This window comes from Rhodococcus sp. KRD197, assembly GCF_017168235.1.
In the GTDB taxonomy this organism is placed as follows: Bacteria; Actinomycetota; Actinomycetes; order Mycobacteriales; family Mycobacteriaceae; genus Rhodococcoides.
On sequence record NZ_JABFAO010000004.1, the window covers coordinates 413,029 to 423,770 of the forward strand.

Genomic DNA, 10,742 nt, shown 5'->3' on the forward strand with positions numbered 1-10,742 from the left:
GACTACTATTCAGTAGAGTGATTCCATGGCCGATGTGAACAACGGAGTAGCCAAGCGCACGCGCATGAGCCCCGAGGAGCGACGTGCGCAGCTGATCGCCCTCGGAACGCAAATGCTGGCCGACCGGCCCCTCGAGCAGGTTTCGGTCGAGGACATCGCAGACCAGGCGGGTGTTTCGCGGGGGCTGCTGTTCCACTATTTCTCCTCGAAGCAGGACTTCCACCTCGCCATCGTTCGTGAGGCCAGTAGGACCATGCTCGACCGCACCGCGCCCGAGAGCGATCTCGATCCCTTCGACATTCTGCACGCTTCCATCGCGAATTATGTCGATTACGTCACCGAGAACCGAGACACATTCATCTCCCTTCTGCGCGGATCTGCATCCGGGGACCCCGACATGCGCGAGGTCTTCGAACAGACCCGGACGACGATGGCCGATCGAACCGTGTCCGACCTCCACAAGCTCGGGATCGAGACGAACGCAACTACCGAGCTCGCGGTGCGCGGCTGGATCGCCTTCGTGGAGGAAGCCACCATCTCGTGGCTGCGCGATCCGCGCGTCAGCCGCGACGAGCTGATCGAACTGAATGTCAACGCGTTGCCCGCCGTCACCCTGGCCCGCCCTCCTCGCGCATGAATGGACCATCGCAACGTCTAGTCGGCATGAATGGAACATTGATGCGATCGCTGGCCGTCCGAACAACGCGCTGCAACGTGCCGCCGGGATCCTCTACTGGTTCAGCAGGATGAACTGTGTGACCGCCTGATCGGCAGTTGCGGCAATCGCGTCGGCGGTCGGCGCGGGTTCGCCCAGCAATAGACGGATCTGGGTGTCTCTGATCGTCAATCCGTAGAAGGTGCAGAAGGCATCGGCAGGATCTGGCACGTTCAGAATTCCGCGCGTGTGGAGTTCCGCAAAAAATGCTTCCGCTCGTGGTCCGACGCGGTACCGCCCCGAGGCAAGTAGCCGCTGCGCAAGTTCGGGAGAGGTTGCTGCGGCGCGGTTCAGCTCGATGGATACCCGCCCCGTCAGCAGGGTCAGTAGTCCGCGAGCGAAGGAGCCGAGGAGTTCGCGGACACGGTCGAGGTCGTCCAGGTCGCCGTGATCGAAGAGCTCGGAAATCGCGGCCATCGAATGGTCTGCATTCGCCTCGATCAACGCGCCGAGCAACTCGTCTCGTCCGCCGAACCAGGCGTAGAGCGTCTCCTTCGAGGCGCCTGCGCGCGCTGCCACTGCGGCCATCGTGAGGCCCTGCGTGCCGACTTCGACGAGCTCGGCGGCGGCTGCGGACAGGATCTCAGCGCGTCGCGCATCGCGTTCGCGAGTGGGTAGCCGTCCACGCCGTGGGGAAGTCGTCACTTGACAAGCGTACTAGGCCGTACGGATACTTATCCGTACGGCTGGGTTCGGTTACCTGCAAGGGAGTACTCGTGATGGAGCGTTCAGGCTTTCGAACCATCTACTGGCTGGTGGTTGCGGTCGCGGTGCTGTTGACCGCCGCGATATTCGGATTCTTCTATGCGTGGGTTTGCTCGACCATGTGGGGACTTGGGAACGCTGACCCTCGCGTCGCGATCGCGGCGATGCAGGCGATGAACGAATCGGTACGCAATGCTGCGTTCTTCCCGGCGTTCTTTCTCACGCCGGTCGCATTGGCGTTGGCTGCTCTGCTGTCCCGCAGGCTGGGCCTGCACGCGAGTTCGCGGTTTTTCTTTGCGGCTGCCATGGTCTACCTGTTCGGCGGGTTGCTGCTCACAGCGACAGTCAACGTGCCCATGAACGAGGACCTCGCAGTCGTTGCAGTGCCACAGGACGTGGCCGATGCCGAACAGATCTGGAGCAACTACTCCGGAAAGTGGCAGGTCTGGAATGCGGTGCGGATGACAGCGTCGGGTACGGCACTGCTACTCGCGTTCGGTGGTGTCCGTGCTGCAGCGGCGTCGTCGATCAGGAGCGAATCGCATGTCTGAGCGAGAGTCCCACAAACGTCGAATGGCGCATCCGATCACCAATAGGTGACCGGATGCGCCATTCGCTCTGGAACGGACGATAGATCTACTCGCCGACTCCCGAGAACGCTTCGTCGATGATCTCGAGCTGCTCGACGGCGTGCACCTTGCTCGATCCCGACGACGGTGCCGACATGGCGCGACGCGAGACCCGCTTTATTCCGCTCAGCACCTCCGGCATCAGTTCCGGGAAGGCCAGACCGAAGAACGGCCACGCACCCTGGTTCGCCGGCTCCTCCTGAACCCAACGGAACTCGGTGGCGTTCGGGTAGCTCTTGACCGCCTCGGTGATCCGACGGGTCGGAACCGGGTAGAGCTGCTCGATACGGACGATAGCCACGTCCTCACGGTTGTCCTTTTGCTTGCGAGCGAGCAACTCGTAGTAGAGCTTGCCGCTCACCATGAGCACGCGCTTGACCTTGCTGCGATCTCCTGTTCCGGAGTCGTAGGTCGGCTCGTCGAACACCGAGTGGAACTTGCTGTCGGTGAAGTCCTCGATGTTGGACACCGCGGCCTTGTTGCGCAGCATCGACTTCGGCGTGAAGACGACCAGCGGACGACGGATACCGTCCCGTGCGTGGCGACGCAGCAGGTGGAAGTAGTTCGCCGGAGTCGACGGAACGGCGACGGTCATGGAGCCCTCGGCGCACAGCGTCAGGAAGCGCTCGATACGGCCGGACGTGTGGTCCGGACCCTGGCCCTCGTGGCCGTGCGGCAGCAGTAGTACGACGTCGGAGAGCTGGCCCCACTTGGCCTCACCGGAGGAGATGAACTCGTCGATGATGGACTGCGCGCCGTTGACGAAGTCGCCGAACTGCGCTTCCCAGAGCACGAGAGCATCGGGGTTGCCCACGGAGTAGCCGTATTCGAAGCCGACGGCCGCGAACTCGCTGAGAGCGGAGTCGTAGACCATGAACTTGCCGGGCTTCGCGCTCCCGATGTTGTGCAGCGGGGTGTACTCGGCGCCGGTCTTGCGGTCGATGATGACCGAGTGGCGCTGGGTGAACGTCCCGCGCCGGGTGTCCTGGCCCGAGAAACGCACGTTGCGTCCCTCGTCCACGAGCGACCCGAGAGCGAGTAGTTCGCCGAATGCCCAGTCGACCTTGCCCTCGTACGCCATCTCGCGACGCTTCTCGAGGACCGGCTTGACCCGCGGGTGCACGGTGAAGTCTTCCGGTAGTTCGAGGTGGGCGTCACCGATGCGATGCAGGACCGACTTGTCGACGGCGGTGGTGAGCTTGGCAGGCAACGGCTGGTCGAGCTCGACCGACTCGCTGGGCTCCGGGTTGTACTTCTCGAGCTCACGCACCTCGTTGAACACGCGCTCGAGCTGGCCCTGGTAGTCGCGCAGGGCGTCCTCGGCCTCTTTGAGCGAGATGTCGCCGCGACCGATGAGCGATTCGGTGTAGCTCTTGCGAACACTCCGCTTGGTGTCGATGAGGTCGTACATCGCCGGCTGCGTCATCGACGGGTCGTCGCCCTCGTTGTGTCCACGCCTGCGGTAGCAGATCATGTCGATGATGACGTCCTTGTTGAACTTCTGGCGGAAGTCGACGGCGAGCTGTGCGACGCGAACGCATGCCTCGGGGTCGTCGCCGTTGACGTGGAAGATCGGCGCGCCGATCATCTTCGCCACATCGGTGCAGTACTCGGACGAACGGGAATGCTCGGGTGCGGTGGTGAAGCCGACCTGATTGTTGACCACGATGTGCACGGTTCCGCCGGTGCGGTAGCCGCGCAGTTGGGCGAGGTTCAGAGTTTCCGCGACCACACCCTGGCCGGCGAACGCGGCATCACCGTGCAGCATCAACGGCAGGACGGAGAAACCGCCCGGACCGGCGCCCTTGTCGAGCAGATCCTGCTTCGCGCGAACGAGGCCTTCGAGGACCGGGTCCACGGCTTCGAGGTGCGAGGGGTTCGCGGTGAGCGAGACGGAGATATCGTTCTCACCGAACATCTGGATGTACGTGCCCTCGGCGCCGAGGTGGTACTTCACGTCTCCGGAGCCGTGTGCGGCTGCCGGATTCATGTTGCCCTCGAACTCGGTGAAGATCTTCGAGTAAGGCTTGCCGACGATGTTCGCCAACACGTTCAGGCGCCCGCGGTGCGGCATGCCGATGACGACCTCGTCGAGTGCATGCTCGGCGCTCTGATCGATGACGGCATCCATCATCGGAATCACGGACTCGGCACCTTCGAGCGAGAAGCGCTTCTGCCCGACGTACTTGGTCTGCAGGAACGTCTCGAACGCTTCCGCAGCATTGAGCTTGCTCAGGATGTACTTCTGCTGGGCCACGGTGGGCTTGACGTGCTTCGTTTCGACGCGGTCCTGCAGCCACGCGACCTGATCGGTCTCGAGGATGTGGGTGTACTCCACCCCGACGTGGCGGCAGTACGAGTCCCGCAGAACACTGAGCACGTCCCGCAGACGCATCTTGTCCTTGCCGTGGAATCCGCCGACCTTGAACTCGCGGTCGAGGTCCCACAGCGTCAGATCGTGACTGATGACGTCGAGATCCGGGTGCATCCGGAACTTGTCCTTGGTGAACTGCAACGGATCCGTGTCGGCCATGAGGTGGCCACGGTTGCGATACGCGGCAATCAGTTCCAGCACGCGAGTGTTCTTGTCGACGGTGCCCTCGGGTAGATCCTTGCGCCACCGGATCGGCTCGTACGGGATCCGCATCGAGTGGAAAATCTCGTCGTAGAACTCGTCGCTGATCAGAAGGTTGTGGATGGTCCGGAGGAAGTCACCGGACTCCGCGCCCTGAATGATGCGGTGATCGTAGGTCGAGGTCAGCGTCATGAGCTTGCCGACGCCCAAGTCCGCGAGTCGCTCGTCGCTCGAGCCCTGGAATTCGGCCGGGTATTCCATGGCGCCCGCGCCGATGATTGCACCCTGGCCCTTCATCAACCGCGGAACCGAATGCACGGTGCCGATGCCGCCGGGGTTGGTGAGCGAGAGGGTGACGCCCTGGAAGTCCTCGCCGGTGAGCTTGCCCTCACGGGCACGACGAACGATGTCCTCGTAGGCGTTGTAGAACTGCGTGAACGAGTGATTCTGCGTGTTCTTGATCGCGGCGACGACGAGAGTGCGGTTGCCGTCCTTGCCCTTCAGGTCGATCGCCAGGCCGAGGTTGGTCGAGGCAGGCGCGACGGAGTTGGGCTTTCCGTCGATCTCGGCGAAGTGGCAGTTCATGTTGGGGAACGCCTTGACGGCCTGCACGATCGCATAGCCGAGAAGGTGAGTGAACGAGATCTTGCCGCCTCGTGTGCGCGCGAGGTGGTTGTTGATGACGAGACGGTTGTCCACCATCAGCTTCGCCGGGATTGCTCGAACGCTTGTCGCGGTCGGAATCTGCAGCGAGAGCGACATGTTCTTGGCGACGGCAGCAGCAGCGCCACGCAGAACCTTGGTCGACTCCTCACCACTGGACTCGGCGGCCGGCTTCGAGATGTCGGGCGCAGGTTTCGTACCTGCAGCCTTGGACGTCGCTGGTCTCGACGTCGGTGCTGGCTTCTTCGCGGCCGGCTCGGGACTCGCCGATGCAGAAGGTGCCGCCCGAGGAGTGTCCGCCTTCGACTCGGTCGACTTGGGTGCTTCTGATTTGGGCGCTGGGGACTTGGGCGCGGCTGACTCGGGTGCTGCGGGCTTGCCGTTGCCGTTACTGCCGTTCGGAGTCGACGCTGTCCCGTCGCTTACCGGCGCGTCCGGATCGTAGTCGGTGAGGAACTCGTGCCAGCTGGCATCAACCGATGAGGGGTCGTCCTTGAATCGCTGATACATCTCGTCGACCAGCCATTGGTTCTGTCCGAATTGGGTAGTAGAGCTGCTGCTCACGGCAGTAGTTCGCCTCGATTCTTCTCTTCGTTCCCTTTACACACGCGCGTACATATCCAGGCTAGACCTCATCCGGGTATCACGAACGGCCGGGACGTGGCTGTGATATGTACTCACGAGTAACTTTCAGCTTCGTTCCTGACTACTCCTGTATTCATCGGATTATTCCCGCCGCGCGTTTCGGCCGCATCCCATAACCGGGTGTAGTAGCCGCCGCGGGCGCGCAGTTCGGTGTGCGTTCCGGTCTCCACGATCCGTCCACCGTCGACGACGACCACCAGATCCGCGCGGGCAGCGGTGGCCAGTCGATGGGCTACGACCACCGAAGTTCTCTTTCGCAACACCCTCTCGCTCGCCGCGAGAACGGTGCGCTCGGTCGCAGGGTCGAGGGTTGCGGTGGCCTCGTCGAGCAGCAGTAGATCCGGGTCGACCAACTCGGCTCTGGCCAGCGCGATCAACTGACGCTGGCCCGCGGACAGACCCTGCCCGCGTTCGCCCACCGGCGCTCGCATACCTCCCCGAAGTGCAGCGATGGTCTCCAGGGCCCCGACGGCGCGGGCCGCGGCCTCGATCTCCGCGCGGGTAGCGTCGGGTCTGCCGAAGGCGATGTTGCTCGCGACATCGCCGGTGAACAGATGCGCTTCCTGGGGGACGACGCCGAGCCGATGCCGGTAGTCGGCCAGGTGGTATTCACGTAGATCCGTGCCACCGACGCGCACACTTCCGGACGTCGGGTCGTAGAAGCGCGCCAGCAATTTGATGACGGTCGACTTGCCGGCGCCGGTTTGTCCGACCAGGGCGACGGTGGTCCCGTGCTCGATTGTGAGATTGACCTCACTGAGCGCCTCGATAGACGATCCGGCGTAGCGGAACCCGACATCGGCGAATTCGATGTCGGTTCGAAGGCGCCCGTCGCGGAAGGGCGTGCCGACGGAGGCTGTCCCCACAGTGTTCTGTGCCGTCTCGATCGAGCTCGGGGTGCGCAGCAAATCGCCGATTCGGCGTACTCCCACGCTGGCCTGCTGGTATCCGTCGAAGACCTGTGAAAGCTGTTGGATGGGACCGAACAGCAAACCGAGATACAGGACGAATGCGATGAGCGTGCCGGTCGTTGTCGTCCCCGAAGCCACCTGGTTCGCTCCCACGAACACCACGAGTGCGAGCGCGAGGTCCGACAGCAGGGTGATGAACGGGAAGTACAGCGAGATCGCTTTCTGTGACCGCATACGGCTGACGCGATAGTGCTCGGCGCGCTCGGCGAACCTGTTGGCTGCGAACTCCTCGCGTCGGTAGGCCTGTGCCGACCGCAGCCCGGCAATGTTCTCCTGAAAGTCGGCGTTGACGGCCGAGATGCGTTCCCTGGAGGTCGAGTACGCGGCGGCGGACACACGGCGAAAGAACACTGTGGCCACCACGAGCACTGGGACCACCGCGAGCGCGACCAGCCCGAGCGAGAAATCCGTGACGAGCAGCGCGGCCGCGATACCGAACACCATCAGCAGGCTGACCACTGCCGTGGAGGCGCCGGTCTGGATGAACGAGGAGAGGGCGTCCACGTCTGTGGTCATGCGCGTCATGATTCGGCCGGACAGCTCACGTTCGTAGTAGTCGAGGCCCAGACGTTGGATGTGTGCGTAGCTGCGCACGCGTAGCCCGAACAACACGCGTTCGCCTGCGCGGGCCGTGATGGTGGTGGTGGCTGCGATGACAAACCAGGTTGCTGTTGCCAACGCCGCCCCGATCGCGGTCGCGGTCCACAGTGCTCCCGGGTCACCACGCCCGACACCGTCGTCGACGGCGAAACGAACGATGGACGGGAAGGCGATCCCTGCGAGCGAGTCCAGTGCGAGCAGCACAACAGCGACAACGAGCAGTGTTCGCACCGGCGAGAGGAGTCGGGACAGGCGAAAGTGCGGGTCGGGGGCTCGAACGTCGGCACCGGATGTTCGAGGATCCTCGGTGGCAGGGGGGAGGGCGTCGACCGAGGCCCGCAGTTGCGGTGTCGAGGCGAGGTTGCCGAAGGCGCCGGAGGCGGGTCCCCGGCCAGTGGGTGTGCTCGAGTGAACGGCCCGGTGCTCGGCGGTGGACGTGCCCGTGGCGGTGCCCGTGTCGAAGTTGGTGTCGGGCCACAGCACACCTGACGAGGGTGGACGGGCGGCGTCCGGTCGTGGCGTGGCAACGACCGCGGGCCGGCTGTGTGCGGCTGGATCGCTGCCGGAGAGCAGCTCACGAAACAGCGGGCAGCGTTCGTCGAGATCGTCGACGGTTCCGGTGTCGATGATCCTTCCGCCGTCGAGCACGGCGACTCGGTCGGCGAGGGTGAGGGTGGAGCGTCGGTGGGCGAGGATCACGGTGGTTCGGTCGCGCAGAGAACGGAGCGCGTCGAAGATCTTCGCCTCTGTGGTGGCGTCGACAGCGGATGTGGCGTCGTCGAGGACGAGGACGCGAGGATCGGTCAGCAGAGCGCGCGCAAGAGCAATGCGTTGACGCTGGCCACCGGAGAGCGTGAGTCCCCGCTCGCCCACGACGGAGTCGTATCCCTCGGGCAGTGCCTCGATGAAATCGGCTGCCTCGGCCAGCGCCGCGGCGCGCTGAATCTCCTCTGCAGTGGCGTCGGGCCGCCCGAGGGCGATATTGGCCGCGATGGTGTCGGAGAAGAGGAACGGCTCGTCGAACACGAGGCCGACGGCCTCACGCAGTTGTGACGCGGAAACACGATCGACGTCGAATCGCTCACCGGCGCAGGTGAGCGCGACCGAACCCGAGCGTGGGCTGTAGAACCGGGGCAGTAGCAGCGACAAGGCTGTCTTGCCTGCTCCCGCATGTCCGACGATTGCTACGGTTTCTCCGGGCATGACGGTGAGGTCGAAGGATCTGAGGACATCCCGGTCGGGTTCGAATCCGAAGGTGACCGCTGAGAGGTCGAGTCCGAGCGGCCCGTCCGGTAGATCCGTCGGGTGCTCCGGTTCGGGCACCGACGGTTCGGTGTCGATGACGTCGTAGACGCGTTCGACCGCCGCGCGCGAGAGCTGCGCCATGATGACGACGGACGACAGGGTGCGAGTCACGGCGGAGAGCGTGGCGACGTACGTGGCGAAGGCGAGGAACGTGCCGACCGTAATACTTCCCTGCAAAGCCAGATAGCCGCCGAGCGCGATCACTCCGACCAGCCCGAGCTGAGGTATCACCGCCATCGAGGGGGCGAACTTCGCATTGATCTTCGTCGATCGCATTCGCTCGGCGAACAATCGGCGTCCGAGCGCCTCCAGGCGGCCCACCATGCGTTCTTCCTGGCCGAACCCCTTGACGACGCGGACGCCGGTAACCGTCTCCTCGACGTGCTGCGCGAGGTCGGATGCCCGCTGCTGGGCGGACCAGGTGGCTGCATAGAGCGTGGGCCGCAGCCGGTACACCACGAAGGACACTGCTGGAACGATGAGCAGTGCGACGACGGTGAGCAGCGGAGACAGGTAGGCCATCACACCGAGTGCCAGTACGAACTGCACGAGTGCGCCCGCGGACAACGGAACCATGGCGAGCAGACCCTGCACGAGCTGGAGGTCGGTGATGGATCGGGAGACGACCTGGCCGGTCCTGATCTCGTCCTGTTTTCGGCCGTCGAGGCGCTGCAAGGAGGCGAGAAGCGCGAGCCGCAGGTCGTGTTGGACGTCGATGGACAATCGTCCCGCTAGGAGGCGTCGACCGAACTGGCAACCGAATCGGACCACACCTAGTCCGGCAATGGTCAGGGCCACGACCGTGATCGAGCTGTTCTCGCCCGCAGCTGCGTCGTCGATAGCCACGCGAGTGAGAAGGGGAAACGAGATGTCGATCGCAGCGGCGATCAGCGTGACCGCCAACGCGCCTGTCATCGTTGCGCGGTGCAGCCAGCACTGTGCCAGGAGTCGGCGAATCCAGCCGATCTGATCGCTACCGTTTCTCACCATCGCGTGTGAACGGTAGTCCGACCCACCGACACTCGGATTTCAGTCGATATCGCGTTCGCGGGTGCGGTACCAGCCCGCTGCGAGGGCCCCGAGAGCCCACAGTGTCAACCCGATCGGTGCCCACGGCCACACCGGCAAGAGCTCGGGGTCGTCGAAGGAACCCGCGCCGATGACCGAGATGGTCAACGTCGACGGCGTGAGCTGCCAAACACCGTCGATCCCGAGCCCGGACAGGATCGCGACCACGATCATCTCGCCTACCGGGAACCACGCGACGATCGCGATCGACGGCCACGTCGGCGACCCGAACAGCAGGCCCAGCCCCGAGCCGATCAGCGACCACAGCACCACCGCGAAGAGACCGGCGGCAACACTGGCCACGATGTCTCCGGACAACGCGAATCGGCCACCGGTGAACAACAGCAGGCCGATGATGCTGAAGCTCGCCACGACCAGCCCGTATCCCAGCGCGAACAGTGCGGTGACACCGACCTTCGCGGCGATGACGCGATCTCGGCCGGCGGCGGTGAGGAACGACGTCGTGATGGTGTCGTGCCGGAATTCCGTACCGACGTTGACGGCGGAGAACACTGCAGCGAAGATCATCGCCGACACGAGCGCCGCGACGAGCCCTGCCACGATGATGCCGTCGACTTCTCCGCCGTAGATCTCGTCTGTCGTGGTCGCGACCGCCGACGAGATGGCGCTGGCGCAGACGCCGACCAGCACGGGTGGGATCGCCAGCGCCCACCAGAATTTGAGTGTGGTGACTTTGCGGATTTCGGCGGTGAGCAGCGTCGTCATCGTCGATCTCCGTTCCAGGGGGATTCGGCAGGAGCAGGAGCATGCCCCTGCGGCGGTCCGTATCCCGATGGGGGACCGTAACCAGGCGGTGGACCGTATCCCGATGGGGGACCGTATCCCGGTGGCGGGCCGTGCGGGGT

General features: G+C 64.2%; 6 protein-coding genes. 2 read left to right on the forward strand and 4 right to left on the reverse strand.

Annotated elements, in window-relative coordinates; all coding sequences use genetic code 11:
- The first annotated feature begins 25 nt into the window (after window positions 1–25).
- Window positions 26–637, forward strand: a complete 612-nt coding sequence (locus tag J1M86_RS08215; RefSeq protein WP_206509476.1) for a TetR/AcrR family transcriptional regulator — start codon at window positions 26–28, stop codon at window positions 635–637.
- A gap of 93 nt (window positions 638–730) precedes the next feature.
- Here J1M86_RS08215 and J1M86_RS08220 read toward each other — a convergent pair whose 3' ends face one another.
- Window positions 731–1,360: a TetR/AcrR family transcriptional regulator gene (locus tag J1M86_RS08220; protein ID WP_206509477.1), complete on the reverse strand. Its 630-nt coding sequence runs from the start codon at window positions 1,358–1,360 to the stop codon at window positions 731–733.
- Window positions 1,361–1,434: 74 nt separating this feature from the next.
- Here J1M86_RS08220 and J1M86_RS08225 point away from each other — a divergent pair, with 74 nt between their 5' ends.
- Window positions 1,435–1,971 (forward strand): DUF1772 domain-containing protein, encoded by a 537-nt coding sequence (locus tag J1M86_RS08225; RefSeq protein WP_241259871.1) that lies wholly within the window; start codon window positions 1,435–1,437, stop codon window positions 1,969–1,971.
- A gap of 85 nt (window positions 1,972–2,056) precedes the next feature.
- Here J1M86_RS08225 and J1M86_RS08230 read toward each other — a convergent pair whose 3' ends face one another.
- The 3 genes from J1M86_RS08230 to J1M86_RS08240 form a co-directional block, all read right to left on the reverse strand.
- Window positions 2,057–5,851, reverse strand: a complete 3,795-nt coding sequence (locus J1M86_RS08230) for a multifunctional oxoglutarate decarboxylase/oxoglutarate dehydrogenase thiamine pyrophosphate-binding subunit/dihydrolipoyllysine-residue succinyltransferase subunit (protein ID WP_206509479.1) — start codon at window positions 5,849–5,851, stop codon at window positions 2,057–2,059.
- A gap of 113 nt (window positions 5,852–5,964) precedes the next feature.
- Window positions 5,965–9,798 carry an ABC transporter ATP-binding protein gene (locus J1M86_RS08235; protein WP_206509480.1) on the reverse strand — a complete coding sequence of 1,278 codons (3,834 nt, stop codon included), beginning with the start codon at window positions 9,796–9,798 and terminating at the stop codon, window positions 5,965–5,967.
- A 39-nt stretch (window positions 9,799–9,837) separates the two neighbouring features.
- A complete protein-coding gene (locus J1M86_RS08240) occupies window positions 9,838–10,602 on the reverse strand; it encodes an ABC transporter permease (RefSeq protein ID WP_206509481.1) in 765 nt (254 codons plus the stop codon).
- Between the last annotated feature and the right edge of the window lie 140 nt (window positions 10,603–10,742).

Excerpts from the sequence above, each read along its gene's own strand:
- J1M86_RS08215 (WP_206509476.1), top strand. The coding sequence starts at position 26 with ATGGCCGATGTGAACAACGGAGTAGCCAAGCGCACGCGCATGAGCCCC.
- J1M86_RS08225 (WP_241259871.1), top strand. The coding sequence starts at position 1,435 with ATGGAGCGTTCAGGCTTTCGAACCATCTACTGGCTGGTGGTTGCGGTC.
- J1M86_RS08235 (WP_206509480.1), bottom strand. The coding sequence starts at position 9,798 with ATGGTGAGAAACGGTAGCGATCAGATCGGCTGGATTCGCCGACTCCTG.
- J1M86_RS08240 (WP_206509481.1), bottom strand. The coding sequence starts at position 10,602 with ATGACGACGCTGCTCACCGCCGAAATCCGCAAAGTCACCACACTCAAA.